This window comes from Microbulbifer sp. ABM4_008 (assembly GCF_056311705.1).
In genome coordinates, this window is the sequence record NZ_CM149970.1 from 1,256,574 (window position 1) to 1,273,146 (window position 16,573).

Annotated in this window: 15 protein-coding genes; 5 read left to right on the top strand and 10 right to left on the bottom strand. The window is 50.2% G+C overall.

What is annotated here, in order from left to right:
* Positions 1 to 42 precede the first annotated feature (42 nt).
* The 3 genes from ACYX4J_RS05485 to ACYX4J_RS05495 all read right to left on the bottom strand — a co-directional run bounded on the left by ACYX4J_RS05485 (position 43) and on the right by ACYX4J_RS05495 (position 2,900).
* The gene (locus tag ACYX4J_RS05485) at positions 43 to 720 is read right to left on the bottom strand and encodes an SRPBCC family protein (RefSeq protein WP_444933844.1); all 678 of its coding nucleotides are present in this window, start codon (positions 718 to 720) and stop codon (positions 43 to 45) included.
* Between the two features lie 88 nt (positions 721 to 808).
* Positions 809 to 2,185, bottom strand: a complete 1,377-nt coding sequence (locus tag ACYX4J_RS05490) for an ATP-binding protein (protein ID WP_444917829.1) — start codon at positions 2,183 to 2,185, stop codon at positions 809 to 811.
* 10 nt (positions 2,186 to 2,195) lie between these two features.
* Entirely contained in the window at positions 2,196 to 2,900 is a 705-nt protein-coding gene (locus ACYX4J_RS05495) for a response regulator (RefSeq protein ID WP_413662835.1), read from the bottom strand.
* A 168-nt stretch (positions 2,901 to 3,068) separates the two neighbouring features.
* On the opposite strand from ACYX4J_RS05495, the gene ACYX4J_RS05500 reads away from it, so the two are divergent.
* The 4 genes from ACYX4J_RS05500 (at position 3,069) to ACYX4J_RS05515 (ending at position 5,400) form a co-directional block, all read left to right on the top strand.
* Positions 3,069 to 3,533, top strand: coding sequence for a Spy/CpxP family protein refolding chaperone (locus tag ACYX4J_RS05500; RefSeq protein WP_444907633.1), 465 nt, complete (start codon positions 3,069 to 3,071; stop codon positions 3,531 to 3,533).
* 221 nt (positions 3,534 to 3,754) lie between these two features.
* Positions 3,755 to 4,297, top strand: a complete 543-nt coding sequence (locus ACYX4J_RS05505) for a flavodoxin (RefSeq protein WP_445362156.1) — start codon at positions 3,755 to 3,757, stop codon at positions 4,295 to 4,297.
* 6 nt (positions 4,298 to 4,303) lie between these two features.
* A complete protein-coding gene (locus ACYX4J_RS05510; RefSeq protein WP_444925558.1) occupies positions 4,304 to 4,672 on the top strand; it encodes a hypothetical protein in 369 nt (122 codons plus the stop codon).
* Between the two features lie 266 nt (positions 4,673 to 4,938).
* Positions 4,939 to 5,400: a Spy/CpxP family protein refolding chaperone gene (locus tag ACYX4J_RS05515; RefSeq protein WP_476178050.1), complete on the top strand. Its 462-nt coding sequence runs from the start codon at positions 4,939 to 4,941 to the stop codon at positions 5,398 to 5,400.
* An 80-nt stretch (positions 5,401 to 5,480) separates the two neighbouring features.
* Here ACYX4J_RS05515 and ACYX4J_RS05520 read toward each other — a convergent pair whose 3' ends face one another.
* From ACYX4J_RS05520 to ACYX4J_RS05540, 5 genes are all read right to left on the bottom strand, one after another.
* On the bottom strand, positions 5,481 to 7,436 hold the full coding sequence (locus ACYX4J_RS05520) for an alpha/beta hydrolase family protein (RefSeq protein WP_475709648.1): 1,956 nt from the start codon (positions 7,434 to 7,436) through the stop codon (positions 5,481 to 5,483).
* 126 nt (positions 7,437 to 7,562) lie between these two features.
* Positions 7,563 to 9,617, bottom strand: a complete 2,055-nt coding sequence (locus ACYX4J_RS05525) for a S9 family peptidase (protein WP_475709649.1) — start codon at positions 9,615 to 9,617, stop codon at positions 7,563 to 7,565.
* A 166-nt stretch (positions 9,618 to 9,783) separates the two neighbouring features.
* Positions 9,784 to 11,859: a S9 family peptidase gene (locus ACYX4J_RS05530; RefSeq protein WP_476178051.1), complete on the bottom strand. Its 2,076-nt coding sequence runs from the start codon at positions 11,857 to 11,859 to the stop codon at positions 9,784 to 9,786.
* Between the two features lie 462 nt (positions 11,860 to 12,321).
* A complete protein-coding gene (locus ACYX4J_RS05535) occupies positions 12,322 to 12,864 on the bottom strand; it encodes an NmrA family NAD(P)-binding protein (RefSeq protein ID WP_476178052.1) in 543 nt (180 codons plus the stop codon).
* Positions 12,865 to 13,208: 344 nt separating this feature from the next.
* A complete protein-coding gene (locus ACYX4J_RS05540) occupies positions 13,209 to 13,940 on the bottom strand; it encodes a cupin domain-containing protein (RefSeq protein ID WP_444896528.1) in 732 nt (243 codons plus the stop codon).
* A 157-nt stretch (positions 13,941 to 14,097) separates the two neighbouring features.
* Between ACYX4J_RS05540 and ACYX4J_RS05545 the strand changes: the two genes are divergently transcribed.
* On the top strand, positions 14,098 to 14,241 hold the full coding sequence (locus ACYX4J_RS05545; protein ID WP_413662825.1) for a hypothetical protein: 144 nt from the start codon (positions 14,098 to 14,100) through the stop codon (positions 14,239 to 14,241).
* Positions 14,242 to 14,311: 70 nt separating this feature from the next.
* Here the strand turns inward: ACYX4J_RS05545 and dapE are convergent, their stop codons facing one another.
* Both dapE and dapD read right to left on the bottom strand, forming a co-directional pair.
* Entirely contained in the window at positions 14,312 to 15,445 is a 1,134-nt protein-coding gene (gene dapE, locus ACYX4J_RS05550) for a succinyl-diaminopimelate desuccinylase (protein WP_476178053.1), read from the bottom strand.
* Between the two features lie 94 nt (positions 15,446 to 15,539).
* Positions 15,540 to 16,571 (bottom strand): 2,3,4,5-tetrahydropyridine-2,6-dicarboxylate N-succinyltransferase, encoded by a 1,032-nt coding sequence (gene dapD, locus ACYX4J_RS05555; protein WP_475709652.1) that lies wholly within the window; start codon positions 16,569 to 16,571, stop codon positions 15,540 to 15,542.
* Positions 16,572 to 16,573: the final 2 nt, after the last annotated feature.

The following is a 16,573-nucleotide window of genomic DNA, read 5'->3' on the forward strand; positions in this document are numbered from 1 at the left end:
CTTTTTTGTATTTCAGTAATCGCTACTCTTAATTGCTGAGTGTTACTGCTGGTTTTCCTGTGTTTCTCCTGCTTCCTCTTCATTCTGGTCTCGCAGTTCACTGGGGACACCCTGAGGGCCATCACCCATTGCATCATCTACATCGGATGGAATATCTGAAACTGAATCGGTGGAGGTTCCGTCGGAGGTGCTATTTTCCGGTGCTGTTTCAACCAGGTTTTTAAGTTTTTCCAACCCTTGTTCATAAGACTCTCCCACCATTTTTTTCACTGCAAGGCCCATCCAGCGTTCTCTGGGACCACCGCCGGTATCGCTGTGGAAGTTCCAGGTAAGAAGGGTGCCGCCATCCTTTGGTTCCAGCTGGAATTCTGCCGTGGCCTGGCTGCCATCACCAAAATCCAGCTTGGTGGCGACTACAGAATCTCGCTTGCTGGCGAAGATAGTTTGACTACCGCTTCCGGCTTTGGAGTTTTCGCCGCGCCAACTCATTTTGGCGCCGACGCCTTCCTGGGGACCGCTGTACTCATAGAGTACCGAGGGGTCGATGTGGCGCCATGGGGACCACTCGTTGAATTTGTGGAAATTATTAACGTAGGGGAAAACCACTTGTGGTGGTTTGTTGATAAATACGCTGCGATGAACAGTGACTTCGCGTGGGAATAAGTATCCCGCGAGCACGAGAATTACCAGGGCAATAAGAATATAAATAATCCAGCGCATAGCGGGTTCCTTTGCTATTTGCGGGTGCAAGGAAGCAACCGCCAGAAAACTCTGGCGGTAGAGATGCTTATATTAGCTGCTGCGATGCTTAATCGTCGGCAATATGTAGCAGGGGGAGCTTAATCTCAACACACAGGCCCGCATCCCGGCTGTTTTTGGCGCTGATGCTTCCCTGGTGATGCAGGATGGTGCGCTGGGCGATAGCGAGTCCCAGTCCAAAGCCACCACTTTCCCGGGTGCGTGCACTATCTGTGCGATAGAAGGGGCGGAAAATAGCCTCCAATTCCTCATCTGCCACGCCGGAACCTGAGTCAATGACTGAGATGGTGCAGGAATCTGAGGATTCTTTAATCGACACCTTGACCCGGCCGTGCTCGGGGCTGTACTTGATTGCGTTGCGCAGGATGTTCTCCAGGGCAGCGGTCAGGGAGCTGCCCCGGGTTGCGACAAGGAGCTCTTCCCCTTCGGAGCGAATTTCAAAGGATAGCTCTTTGTCAGCAGCTTCGCTGTGGAGGTCTTCCGTCAGGGCGCTTATCAGGGCATTCACTTCCACTACGTCATCCAGGGGGCGCTGTTCCTGGCTGCTAATAGGAAGTGATAGCACGTCGGCAATAATATCTTCCAGGTAGTCCGCTGCCTTGCCGATTTTATCCAGTTCTGTGTCGAGCCCGTTTATTTGCTTTTGGCGGGCGATGGCCAGTGCCACTTGCAGGCGCGCTAGTGGCGAGCGCAGTTCGTGGGAGACATCCTTGATCAGGCGGCGCTGCTCGGACATCGATTCTTGAAGCTGGGCGGTCATGGAGTCGAAGTCCAGGGCCAGGTCAGTCAGTTCATCATTTCGAGACTTTAGGGACGGGGTCACGCGGTAGTCCAGTTCGCCGGCAGCGACGCGCTTGGTGGCGGCGCTCAGCTGTTCCAGTGGGCGGCTCAGGTAGCGGGCCAGCCAGTAGCAGGCTAGACCCGAGGCGATCATGGAGAGCAGCAACATCGGCCAGAAATTGCGCCACAGGAAGCGCAGCAATAGGCCTTCCTTGCTATCCCCAGCAACGACGACGATACGCAAGGGGTCTCCGGTGCGCAGCGGCAGGAAGAAGCCTACAGTGGGCTTGTTATTTACCAGTTTGTGAGCTTCGCGATTGCGGTAATCAAGACTGTCGATCAACGAGCCCATATTTGATGGCACTTCGCGACCGAGGATGTCGTTGCCTTGTTGATCAACCGCATAAACCCGCCGTTTGACTTTTTTGGGGGCTTTCTCGAGCCAGTGCTGGAATTGTTCGGGACCGTGACGGCGGGCGATTCGCATATTTCGCATGACCTCGCGAAAAAGGGCGGGGCCCTCCCAGCGTTCCTCTTGTCGGGGATCGCCGAATTCACCGAAGTGGGTAATGTAAATGGCGGCTACAACCATCACCATGGCGGTGATCCAGGCCCCAAAGAACATTTTCCAGAAGAGACTGCGCATCGTGGAAAACCTACTGCTTGCTCTGGGTGAGCATGTATCCGGCACCTCGGATATTGATAATTAGGTCGCGGCTGGCACCTTTATCCGCGAGCTTCTTGCGAATGTTACTGACATGGACATCAATGGAGCGGTCGTAGGGCATCAGCTTACGGCCAAGGGCACTTTCAGTGAGAACCTCTTTGCCAACCACTTCGCCGGCATGCTGAACCAGTACCTTGAGCACGGCGAACTCTGCGCCAGTCAGAGCCAAAGCCTGATCGTTCCAATAACCCTGATGCTCTGCAGGCAGTAGTCGAATCTGGCCGCTGCTAAGAGTGTCGTCGCTCTCTTCAGCTTCGACTCGGCCGCGGCGGAGTACTGCGCGCAGTCGGGCCGCCAATTCCCTGGGATTGCAGGGTTTGGGCAGGTAGTCGTCGGCACCCATTTCCAGGCCGACGATACGATCCACAGTGTCCCCCTTTGCAGTAAGCATCAAAACCGGTAGGGAGCGGCTTGCTGCTGACGCCTCCTCCCTAAGTTTGCGCAGTACTTCAAAGCCATTGTGAACGGGCAGCATGACGTCCAGAACCAGAGCGTCAAAGCTCTCGCTCTGGGCGAGCTCTAGTCCCCGGCCACCATCATTGGCTGCGGTTACCTGAAAACCCTCTCCGGTAAGGTACTCCCTTAGCAAGTCGGTGAGTTCGGTGTCATCGTCGATTAAAAGGATGCGGCTCATGGCGTTCTCTCAGTTTCTGTGTGGCCATTATATGCAAAGCGCTGGCGCTGGTTACCGCTGGCGATAGGGCTTTTTACCGTTCTTAACAAATGTTTACCGGTGTTTTCCCCCGTTTACACAAGCTGGGCTTACTATGTAGTCACTGAACGCGAACATGAGGACGTAGGAATGAAACACTGGAAACAAGCAATGGGAAGCTTGGCCTTGGTAGGTGTTCTGGTTGCCCCTGCGGCACTTGCTTTCGGCGGTGGTGAAGGTGGTCAGGGGCGTGGATTTGAATATATGGTCCGCCAGCTTGAGTTGACCGAAGGCCAGCAGGCACAGTTAAAGGCCAACCGGGAGAGCAACCGCGAGGCGAGAATGGCACAGCGCGAGCAAATGATCGAGCTGCGCAAGGAATTAAATGCGGCGATTGAGTCGGGCGCTGACCAGGCGACACTGGATCAATTGGGCGAAGAGCTAGGCAAGCTAAAGCTTCAGGAGATGCAGAACCGCAACGAAATGAAAGAACAGTTTAAGGCCATTCTGACTGATGAGCAGAAGGCCAAGCTAGAGCAGCTAAAGAGTGAGCGCAAAGCGCGCCAAATGAAACGGCGCGATGAAAGCTCTGCAAGCCAGGATTCAGAGTCCTAGGCCCCCCAACCAAAGACTCCTTGTGCGATCCGCTGGGTGCACCCTTCCCCAAGGCCCAGCAGGTTCATAACCCTTAGCCCCCGCTGCCCCGGGGGCATTTTTCTTTATTCCTGCCGAAACCTGATCAGATAGGTAACTTGCTGAGCCCGGTTATTGCTGGGAGAATACGCCGCCTTGTAATTTAGTATGTAGCGGCCCGGATTGGGCGGAGAGGGTTGACTGTGAGTAAAATCGGCTTGTTCTATGGCAGTGATGAGGGTAATACCGAGTCTGTAGCTTTGCGCATCCGCGCCCGCCTTGGCGAAGACAATGTAGACCTGTTTGATATTGCCGATGTCACCCAGTTGGATATTGCTAATTATCAGTATCTTATCTTTGGAATCCCTACCTGGGACTTTGGTCAGATTCAATCTGACTGGGAAGAGTTCTGGGAGGATGTGCAGGAAATCGATTTTAGCGGAAAGACCGTCGCTTTATTTGGCCTGGGAGACCAATTTGGGTACGGCGACTATTTCCTGGATGCGATGGGCATGCTCCACGATGTTATTGTGGAAAAAGGAGCCACTATAGTCGGTCACTGGTCCACTGAAGGCTACGAGTATGAAGCCTCAAAAGCTGAAGTCGAAGGTGGAGCAAAGTTTGTCGGCCTGGCTATTGATGAAGACCAGCAGGAAGAGCTGACCACAGAGCGGCTGAATCGCTGGTGCCAGCAAATAGCTGAAGAGCTTGCGCTTGACAGTGATGTTCTTGAGCTGGATGACTGATTCGTTATGAAAAACTCCCTGTTGTTCAGCGAGTTTTGGCCCTGGCTGGCAGAGCATACAAATTGCATCGTCAGGGCCGGAAGTAGTGATTCGGTAGTATACGATGATGATGACTACCACTGGCGCTTCACCGCTGAAGATGCCCGTACCAAGTTGGTTCAGGTAATGCGTGGTAAACGACCCGTCGCCGAGCTGTTTATTGAGCCTGAACATATAGCCGCTGTGCGTATTTCTCCCGGGGAGCGGGGAGAGTACAACTTTGACCTGGTAGCAGAAGTCCAGGGGCGTGAGCAGGTTGTTTATTACTTTGTTCTGACTCACTCACTGGAAGATGTGGATACGAAACAAAACCCCTCCTCAGCCGCTCTCCATTAAAAACTTTTCGATGTTGTGGAAGTTATACTGGTCAGCCCTGTATAACTTCCGGATTAAATTTCTAATTTAAATTCTACCCCTCTCTTTTATTTCCCTTCACAACCATTAATTTGAAAGTTTGTTTACAGTCGGTGCATTTTGTAAGCTGTATTTATTATAAAAAGCGCTTGTTGTGAGTTCTTAACAAAGGTTTACCACAGTTATCCCCCGTTTACACGGCGCCCACTTACTATGTACTTACTGAATGCAAACGAGAGGGTTGAACGATGAAAAACTGGAAAACTGTAGTAGGTAGTTTGGCTTTGGCTGGCGTTGTAGCAGTACCAGCCGTTGGCATGGCATGTGATGGTAAAGGACGTATGGAAGGTCGCGGCCATGGACCAGAAAAAATTGCTAAAGAGCTGGACCTGACGGAAGCTCAAAAGGATCAACTGAAGGAGCTTCGCAAGTCCAACCGTGAAGGAAAAATAGCTAAGCGCGAAGAAATGCACAAAGCGTATGAAGAGTTGCGTGAAGCAATTCGTTCCGGTGCCGATCAGCAAACACTGGCAAGCCTGGGGGCGGAGATTGGCAAACTGGAAGTCGCTAAAATGCAGAGCCGCAACCAGATGCGTACTCAATTTGAGTCTGTATTAACAGATGAGCAGCTCGCCAAGCTGGAAACCCTGAAGGCTGAAAAAAAGGATCGTCATATGAAGAAGTGGAAGGCGTATCGCGATCATGGTTGAGTGAGAGTCTTTTTAGGTGATCGCGAAATAGAGAACATGTAGCCCCTGGTTGATTGGGGCTACATTATCAGTTTAATACTCTACCCTCTGCTGGGCTGTTTTTCGGCCGCTCCAACACCTATATGCTCGTCTAAAAACTCAAGAAGTTCTGTATAGAGTTTCATATTATTTTCTTCTGTGTAGAACCCGTGGCCTTCTCTTTTCACAAATAAAGTTTTAACAGGCTTGTTCATTTTTTTGAACTCTTTCACCATGGCTTTTGCGTGTTCAAAGGGAGCCCTTTGGTCTTCTTCACCATGAATCAAAAATATCGGCAAATTAAGCTTTTCCAAGCTGTAAAGGGGGGAGTTTTCATTGAGGAAATTTTTATCCCTGCTGAGTTCTCGGTTTAAGTAAGCAATTCCGCGATCCCTCTGCTTGATATCCCCTTTTGTATACATCATTTCTAAGTTATATATACCAACATAACCTGCCGCACACTTGTAGAGACTGGGGTGGCGAATTGGATTCATAAGTGCCGAGTAGCCACCGAAGCTTGCACCATAGATACATATACGCTCAGGATCAGCGTAACCTTTTTCTATCGCCCACATTACTGAATCGGCAATATCCTGTTGAATCTTATTGCCCCATTCCTTCTCTCCAGCGGTATAGAACCCTCCACCGTATCCCGTTGAGCCTCGAAAATTCATTTGCAGAACCAAGTAACCGTTCATAGACAATATTTGAGCGGTTTGGTTGTAATTCCAATAATCACGAGAGTGCGGCCCGCCGTGAGGAATTACGACCATTGGCAGTCTTTCTTTTCTCTTCTTGGGGAATGTTAAGTAGGTGCCAATGCGAAGCTTGTCGTCAGTTATAAATGAATCTGCAACCATTGGATTGAGTGCTTGTGGGTCTAGCCACTCTGATGAGGAAATTAGGAAGTCAACTTTTTTGGTTTTAGTATTAACTAAGAAATAATCTCCAGGAAGCCTGTCGCCATATACTCTTAATACCCCTAAGGAACCGTCAGTTGTAAAGCTTGTAAATAGAAGGTTGTATCCATCAAAGGCCTTTTTTAGGCCGCGGAAATATGCAGAAAATCCATCGCCATCATCAAAGAAATATTCCTCAGGGTAGTCTGGGTGGAGATACACTCCAAGTGGTCTTAAATCTTTGGGGTTATAAATGATGCCTTCGATATCTGAAATTTCATGCTGGAATACAGACTTGAATTCCATTGACTTGGTATCTAATTTAATAAGTTGTTCAGTGTTGTCACTGTGATATATCGATAGGTAGAACTCATTGGTTGTTGAGTCTGAACCAACAGGTGTGCCATTTTTTAATACAGGTTGGTCTACTAACTTCCAACCATTATCAGTCATTTGATAAAGCTGCTGATAACCTTCTTCATGTGTGCCAGTGGCAAATACTATATTACCTGCATTATCTGTGTGAACAACCCCGTCAACCTCTGGAAGTCGAGCTACTTTTTTCTTGATACCACTGTAGATATCTAGCTCTAAAATCTCTCCAATAGCTTCTTGGTTTTGAGCCCATGGGCGTGTGGATATCAGTATCTTTTTATCTTTATGGATTAGAGGATCTACCAAGTCAGCGTGTGCATATGTGGCTTTAGCTTTTTTAAAGCGAGTGCCAGTTTGCATTTCACCACTTGAGTGACCAAAAATATTTTTGGCTTTCGTATTGTCGTAATTGACTGCATAAAGCGAACCATAAGTGACAGGAGTTTCCAGTGAGGTTTGTCTGGACACTATCTCAGCAACAACCCGCTCATGGTTGGCCCAGAAAAAATCTCCTACCTCTTCCTCACCGCGAAAACGTAAAAGACCTGTAACTTTCCTTGTTTCCAAAGACATGAAAATAAGCACTCTCTCACCTTCGTGGAGTTTTCGTATTGCTATATGTGTACCTGTTGGTGAGATTTTAACTTCTTCTATATCAGCATGACGTATTAAGTCATTTAAGGGAATTTGACTAGAGAGGACTAAGGTGGGCCAGAGAAATAGTAGAAATATTAGTTTGCGCATGATCTCGTCCATGTCTGTTGTTTAAGAGATTATGCGGTACAAATGACACTAGTAACAAGATTACTCAGTGGGCTCAAAGAGCCCACTGGAAATAAAGTGTCAAAATATAACAAATTGAATGGTTATTTATCTTGCTACAAGGTCTTCGCTTTCTTGGTTGGGATTATGTTTATCAAACCAATATAAAATCGATGCAACTTTTGCCACTAGCTGGCTTGGCCTGGCAGCGATACTGTGGGATGCCCCCGGAATGCGAACCATGGCAGCATCAACGTCATTAAGTTTTAGTGCTTGATAAAACTGCTCTGTTTCCGACATCGGTGTGCGGTAGTCCTCTTCCCCGGTTAAGAGCATAGTGGGAGTGGTAACGTTTCCGACATAGGTGAGCGGTGAGCGACGCCGGTATTCCTCAGGTTTCTCCCAGGGCATCCCTGAGAACCAATAGCTGGTAAAGAATCTGGAATAATCGGCAGTTAAGACAAAGCTTTCCCAGTTGATGACAGGCTTGGCGACAACAGCGGCCCTAAAACGGTCAGTTTTACCAATGATCCAGGCTGTCAACGTGCCTCCGCCGCTGCCACCAGTAACAAATAACTGCTCTTCATCAATATAACCTTGAGAAATTACAGCGTCGACGCCAGAGATCAGGTCGTCGTAATCCTGGCTCGGGTAGTTATGGTGAATTAAGTTGGCAAATTCATGGCCGTAGCTGGTGGAGCCGCGGGGGTTAGTGTACAGAACAACGTACCCAGCAGCGGCAAATAACTGGACTTCGGCGGCAAATCTGGGGCCGTAATTAGAGAAGGGGCCACCGTGAATTTCCAATAGAAGGGGATATTTCTTCTCGGGATCGAAATTGGGTGGGTAAGCGACCCAGCCCTGAACATCTCGGCCATCAAAGCTCGATTTGTAGTTGATCTCCTCAATATTTGCCATCTCGCGCAGTGGCATCAGGTCGCCATTGAGCTCGGTGAGTGCCTGGGTTTTGCCGTTGCGCGCTAGAGCCAGTTCGGCGGGATTTTGAGGGGTTGTTTGTGTGTAGGCGATGTCCCCGCGTTTGGAGACTGCAAAATTGGCACCGGAGTATGGGCGTCCCAGCGAAAGGCCTCCAGCGTCGCTGGCCATTAGGGTTTCGCTGGAACCAATTTTCTTGATGGCAATTTTGGTGGAGCCGTGATCGTCGTAGCTATAGGCAATTCGCTTGCTATCGCCCAGCCAGTGGAAGTTGGAGATGCTGCGATCCTTGGCAGTTTTTATTTTACGGGACTTCCCGCTATTGAGATCCAGGACGCGCAGAGTATGTTGTTGGTATCCGAGCTTTTGATCCTCAAAGCCTAAATAGGCCAGCTTCGTACCATCTGGAGACATCTGCGGGTGATGGTCGGGACCATAACGTTCGGTAATTTGCTCGATACTGCCGTTTTGTAGGCTCACCTTGTAAATTTCCGAGTTCATCAGCTCGATTTCGTGATCGGGATGACGATTGGCTGAGAAGTAAATTGCATCGTTATTTTTACTCCAGGCGAGACTGCTGTGATGATCGTACTCGCCTTCGGTAAGCTGGCGAGGGGTACCGCCCTCTCGAGGGATCACAAAAACCTGTACATGCCCCTGCTTTAAATAGCCCATGCCATCTGAACGATAAATACTGCTGTCGATAAACTGTGGTGGCTTAGCCCACTCTGCGCCTTCCGGGGCACTGGGGAGCTGTACTGGCAGAGGTTTGCTTTCCGGTACGAACATAGTGAAAGCTATTTGCTTACCATCCCGTGACCACTGGATATTGGAGGGGGATTTTGGCAGGTGAGTAATCTGCAGATTCTGGCCATTATCTAACCACAGCAGGTGGATCTGCGGGCTGCCACTGCGGGTGCTGATAAAAGCGATGGTCTTCCCGTCTGGAGATAGCTGTGGGGAGTAATCGGAGTAGTCTCCAGAGGTCAGAGGGCGGTGATCTTTGCCATCGGTACCGATACGCCAAAGGTTCGCGCGCTTGCCGTCTTTCATTTTGTTCATTGAGTTGCGGACGTAATAAATACTTTTCCCGTCACTGCTGAACTGAGGGCTACTCGCGTATTCGAGGTTAAATACATCCTCGTAACTAAAATTGGGTAGTTGGTTATCAGCGAGCGCAGGGCTGGCGATAAACATCGCTGCGACAATTTTTATTAGCCGGTTCATGATCTTTAGGCTCCTCCTTCTTGTTTCCTAGAGGATACCTGAGGAAGGGGGGACAAAGGGAGTGATCCGTTGACTGGTGTGCTCGACGGGATAATCCGTGATGGAGCAACAGGGTGGCTGACCTGCTACTCCGTTATTTGGCCGAATATACCTGTAAAATTTTGAATTAGTTGGTTGCCAAATCCTCGCTTTCATTTTCTCTATCGGGTTTGTGTTGATCAAACCAGTAGAGGGTCGAAGCTACTTTAGAGATTCTCTTGCTGGGTCTATCGGAAAAGTTATGGGATGTGTTTGGAAGGCGCACCATAGCTGCCTCTACATCATTTAACTTTAGTGCTTGGTAAAACTGCTCGGTCTCAGATATCGGGGTGCGATAATCGTTTTCTCCAGTCAATAGCATGGTCGGTGTAGTGACATTGCCAATATATGTGAGTGGAGAGCGGCGTCGATACTCCCCGGGGGCCTCCCAAGGCATCCCGGAAAACCAGTAGCGAGTAAATATTTTGGAGTAATCGGCGGTTAGAACAAAGCTCTCCCAATTGATTACCGGTGCGACAACTACCGCAGCCCTGAATCGTTCAGTTTTACCAATAATCCAGGCCGTCAGTGTGCCGCCGGCACTCCCACCTGTGACAAATAATTGATCCTCATCGATATAGCCTTGGGCGATAACTGCATCGACACCTGCCATTAGGTCATCGTAATCCTGGCTAGGGAAGTTGTGATGGATCAGGTTGGCAAACTCATTGCCGTAGCTGGTAGAGCCACGAGGGTTAGTGTAGAGCACGACATAGCCTGCGGCGGCAAATAGTTGCATTTCGGCAGAAAAGCGCGGGCCGTAGTTAGATAGTGGGCCACCGTGAATCTCAAGTAACAGGGGGTATTTATTTTGGGGGTCGAAATTTGGGGGGTAGGCGATCCAGCCCTGGATATTGCGACCATCGAAGCTGGATTTATAGTTGATCTCTTCCACATGGGCCATATTGCGTAGAGGTATCAAATCACTGTTGATCGCCGTGAGAATTTTTATCTTACCGCCACGAGAAATTGCAAGTTCTGCGGGAATTTGAGGTGTGGTTCGGGTATAAACTACGTTTCCAAGTTTGGAGACAGCAAAATCTGAAAAACTATAGGGCGCGCCTAGTGTCAGTCCACCAGCGTCATCCGCTATCAAGGTTTCCTTTCCGCCAATTTTCTTAATGGCAATTTTGGTTGAGCCATGATCGTCATAGCTGTAAGCAATACGCTTACTGTCAGCGAGCCACTGAAAATCGGAAACGCTACGATCGCTGGCAGTTTTTATTAGCTGGTTTTTTCCACTAGCGAGGTCGATCACTCGCAAAGTGTTTTGGTGGTAGGAAAACCGCTGATCTTCATAGCCTAAATATGCCAGCTTTCTTCCGTCGGGTGAGATTTGAGGTTGAAAATCGGGGCCAAATCTCTCGGTTACTTGCTCAATATTTCCATCGTTGATATTTACCTTGTAAATTTCTGAATCCAGCAGTTCAATTTCATGATTTGGGTGGCGATTTGCTGAAAAGTAAATGGCCTTATTATTTTTGCCCCAGCTGAGCTGGCTGTTGTGCTCGTAGTCCCCACTGGTGAGCTGACGGGGAGTGCCTCCTTCACGGGAAATCATGAAAACCTGTGAATTACCCTGCTCTAAGTATCCCTGGCCCTCAATGCGATACAAGCTCTTGTCGATAAACTGAGGTGTTTCCTCCCACTCGCCCCCTTCTGGTGGTGTGGGAAGCTCCACTGGCAGCGGTTTGTTCTCGGGCACGAACATGGTGAAGGCTATATGCTGACCATCGTGGGACCACTGGATATTTGATGGGGCTTTGGGTAGATGGGAAATTTGCTCACTTTTACCATTGTCTAGCCACAACAAATGTATCTGGGGCTTTCCACTCCTGTCGCTGATAAAGGCAATGGTTTTTCCATCTGGAGATAGATGTGGCGAGTGATCGTGAAAATCTCCCGAGGTTAGGGGGCGATGATCTTTGCCATCATCGCTGATATACCAGAGGTTTGCCCTTGTGGTATCTGCCATTTTGTTCAGGGAGTTGCGCACGTAATAAATATTTTTATCGTTAGTGCCAAACTGTGGGTCGCTGGCGTACTCCAGGTCGAAAATATCCTCGTAGCTAAAATTGGGTGAATGTTCATTTGTATTTGCGTGGGTGGAAAATGCCGGGCTTGCAATAACTGCCGCAGCAATAAACTTTATAAACCTATCCATGGTCCGTGAGCTCCTTTTTATTGTTAGATACAGCATACCGAAGGGGTGTCAACAGAGGGGATAAATACGCTGAAGTGTAGTATTGAAGGGATAGTCAGTTTATTTGGCGGATAAACCTTTTGGAGTTTTTCTTTCTCAAAAGGAAAGCCGGGGCAGATCAAAATTAAACTTGGTGCTTTCGTCTTTTTTGAGCCTGTAAAATAAGCCAGATTAATCGAAATAGTAGCTATGTTAATACTTTCCGATAAATATCTTTGAGAGTATCAAACTGGTCGATCCCAACCATTTCGTCACACTGTGTGAATAGTAGTTTTTCGGGTTCTAATTCGGTAACCACAATTCTGGTGGGCACGGTTCTAATGGGACCTGGGTGTGTATTGGGCTAACGGAACAAGGGGTGACCTACCACTACGATAATAGCGGCTGTATTGAAAAGGAGGTGAGCTACGGTACTTGGTGGCTTTAGGTTTCACTCTGCCATGTGTTGGCCGTTTCCTCTACGAAACTTCGATAGCTTCGCGGACCCTGTGGTAAAAGTGCGGCCTGAGCCTCGAGATCTTCCTGATTGACTGGATGGCCGTTTGTTTTGAACCAGCGATGCATGATCAGAAGATCGAAATTCAGCCATGGAGGCACCATGGTTTCGATGCTGTTGGCAAAGTCTTCCGGCGTTAGGTCAGGGTAGATGACGGCGCGACCAAGTGCTATGGACCAGAGTGCAGCGGTTTCATTGCCGTTAGGGGCATCCAAACTCGACAAAAGAAATACTTCGTTCTTCGCCCTTATGTCTAAGAGTGCTGACGCTGCTGCGAGCGCAACATCACGGGTATCGATGCGTGCAACCGGGTGGGCCCCCAACGGCGTTGCATAAGCTCCTGCAGTGATCACATCCTTCTGAACAAGATCATTCTGAGCGAAGTAGGTGGGCCGTAGTATCGTGTGCGCGATCCCACTTGCTCGCAGCGCTGTTTCAATGGCGAATTTTCCACCCGCATGGGGAATCATCGGTGCGCGAACTGCAAGATCGCTCGATAGATAAACGATGTGCCTGTGGGGGGTGATTCAGCGGCGATCGCCAGTGTGGAGAGGCCTTGATGAGTCTCCTTGGGACTATTTGCGATGAGAAGAAAGACACTCTCAACTCCCTTAAATGCGGACCTCAGGGTGGAAGGATCGTCCATATCGGCAATGACTGTATCAATATCATCGGGAGACTTGCGGCATAGGCAGTCGATCGTGTGGCGACCCGGATCTTTGCTCCACTCGCATATAAGATCGGAATGAGGGCCCGGCCGACGTTTCCTGAGCCGCCAAAGATGAGGACAGTCATCGATGTGATCCATTGATGCTCAGGGCCAGACTGCGCAAAAGAATGCGCGAAAAGGTTTGTCGGCGTGCCACCCTACCGGGGCATTCAATGGTGCGAAGAAGCTGTCGCCGGCGTGGAAGGCCTCCTCGCCGTTTGACGTTGTGACCCGTACCGACCCCTCCAGCATACATATCAGCTCGCTCCGACTGAAATCTGTGATATCGCAACGACAAGGGCCGGATATTAATGTGCCGACCTGGATCCTGCCATCACCAGACTCGTATGCCAGATGCCGGGCTTGGTGTGGCTCTAGAGTGCTGAGACTGGTCTCTTTGCAGTCGTCTTCTGAAATGTTTGGAAGCGGGCGCACGACTCTCAGCTTAGACGGATCAGTCTCTGCAGGATACTCATCATTGAATAAATTGATAAAGTACTTGCGGTAGTATACCGGCATGTCCCATGCGCAATTAAGGCCTTGCGGGAGGAAAAACGGCTCTCCAGCAGAGATAACTTCTTTGTGTCCTGTTTCGTCGATAATGCCGACGTGGCCCTCGATCAGAAGCATGAACTCAAAGAGTGGATAGGGATTGAGCCCTGTGCTGCTTCCGCCAGAGCAATCCCAGGTCCCAGTGCAGAGGCCGTTGCGCTCAAAGGCTTTATACCCTCGCTGGATAGGTGTCGGGCCGGTAAGAAAAGAGGGAGGGATGACAGCCCAGGACTCAAGGCCTTCGCCACTTGGGTTGTGCGGGTCCAACTTGATTACGCTTTTCATGGCGTCTTTCTCGAGGGCTCGAGTTGGTGGCAGGAGCCGCGCGACTCGAGAATCAGTGAGCGGTTGGTGGTCGTCGGCGCGATTCACTAAGTATCTCTGCCGCAACTCATTTAGTAGTCTAATCCAACTTGGCGATAGATGTTGCTCTCGATAAATTGTGTCGGCCCGAGCCACCCTGCACGGTCTGGAGCAATGGGATGTTGTATTGGCAGAGTTGGCAAATACGCTGAATAGTAATATTCAAGAGGTAGCCAGTTTTTGGCAAGATAAACCTACTGGAGTTTTACTGCCCCAGCCATGAAAGCCGGGGCCTCTCAAAAGAATACTTTGAGCTTTCGCCCCTATGAGCCTCTAGGTTGAGTCGGATTAATTTAAGTGAGTAACTCTTTTAAGACTTCCCGATAAATATCTTTAAGGATATCCAAGTGGTCGGCCTCAACCCTTTCGTCCACTTTATGGATAGTGGCATTTACTGGTCCCAGTTCTACGACCTGGGCTCCGGTAGGGGCAATAAAGCGGCCATCGGAAGTGCCGCCGGCGGTCGATAGCTCCGTTTTTTCCCCAGTGATGGTGAGAATTGCCTGCTGAGTTGCCTGAACCAGTGGGCCTGCGGCAGTGAGAAAAGGCAATCCGGATAATTTAAAATTCGCCTCGTACTTGAGGTTATGCTTATCCAGGATTGCGCGGGCCCGAGTCTCAAGGTCTTCGGCGGTTAATTCAGTGGAAAAACGCCAGTTGCAGAGTAAATCCACTTCGCCGGGAATAACATTGGTTGCGCCGGTGCCGCCATTGATATTGGAAACCTGGAAGCTGGTTGCGGGGAAGAATTTGTTCCCCTGGTCCCACTCTTCGGCAGCGAGTTCAGCGAGAGCAGGGGCCAGGGTATGAATCGGATTCTCGGCCAAGTGAGGGTAGGCTACATGGCCTTGGGTGCCGAGAACTTTTAGTTCCAGGCCGAGTGAGCCCCTGCGCCCATTTTTGATGATATCGCCAACCCGTTCACTACTGGATGGCTCGCCGACGATACAGCAGTCAATCTTTTCTCCCTGTTCCTCTAGCCACTCGACAACCTTAACGGTGCCGTTTATTGCGGGGCCCTCCTCGTCGCTGGTGATCAGAAATGCTATGCGACCACTGTGGTCTGGGTGTGCCGCAACGAACTCCTCACAGGCAACCACCATGGCTGCCAGGGAACCCTTCATGTCCGCCGCACCGCGGCCATATAGAAAACCGTCACGAATTTCAGGCTCGAACGGGGGGGAGCTCCAGTTTTCTTCTGGGCCTGTGGGTACGACATCGGTGTGCCCGGCAAAGGCGAGTAGGGAGCCTTCACTAGAGCCATCGCGTACTGCCCAAAAATTATCGGTGTCACCTCTGCGCAATTTTGTTACCTGGAATCTTATTTTTTCCAGGCGCTGGATCATAAGGTCCATACACCCCGCATCTTCGGGGGTGACAGAGCGGCGGCAAATCAGGTCGAAAGCGAGTTGGAGGGTGGGAGTCACTTGGGCTTTCCTTGTATAGGGAGATGGGCCGCAAAGAAGCGGCTAGAGGGGTGGGGTGCATCGGTGCAGAACTGAAGTTCCGCACCGTGCAATTTTAATTGCTGTGTAGAGCTTCATTGAGCTCGATAGCACTCTTGTTGGTGAGACATTCCACTGCACCATTAGTGGAGTTGCGGCGGAATAGTAAATCGGATTTTCCGGCCAGATCTCTGGCCTTGATGTGCTCTACCAGCTTGCCGCTGTCATCCAGCAGGGCGATTTTGGTTCCAGCGGTAATGTAGAGCCCTGCCTCGACAGTGCAGCGGTCGCCAAGGGGAATGCCGATGCCGGCATTAGCGCCGAGCAGGCAGTTATCGCCTACCGAGATAACGATATTTCCGCCGCCGGAAAGCGTGCCCATGGTGGAGCTGCTGCCACCGAGATCGGAACCTGCGCCGACAAATACCCCGGCGGAAATACGGCCTTCAATCATGCCGGGCCCTTCGGTGCCAGCATTAAAGTTAACAAAGCCCTCGTGCATGATTGTGGTGCCTTCCCCAAGGTATGCGCCCAGGCGCACTCGAGCGGTGTGTGCGATACGAACCCCAGCCGGTACTACGTAGTTGGTCATTTTGGGGAATTTATCAACGCAGGAGACATCCAGGTACTCGCCTTTGAGTCTTGCATCCAGTTGTCGCTGCGGTAATTCCTCGAGATCGATGGCCCCCTGGTTGGTCCAAGCGACATTAACCAGCTTGCCAAAAATACCATTGAGTTTGGTCTCGTGGGGTTTTACCAGACGGTGGGAGAGAAGATGTAGCTTTAGGTAGGCCTCGGGCACTGACTGCGGGGCTTCGTCAGTAGCCAAAATAACTACTGCGAGTGGTCTTTGGGAATTGGCGAATTGCTGCAGGATTTCCGCCTGGTCAGCGGCGCCTGCACTGTGGAGAGCATCGGCTAATTTCTGTAGCTGGGTGGAGTCCAGAGGCAGGCTGTGATTTCCCTCTGCCACGCCCAGAGTTTCAGTAACTGCGTTAGCGATTTCTGCGCTGGGTTTAAACAGGGGTTTGGGGTAGTAAACTTCGAGCCAGTCGCCCTTGCTGTTACAAGTGCCGACACCAAAACCGATGCTGTAAATATTGCTCATGG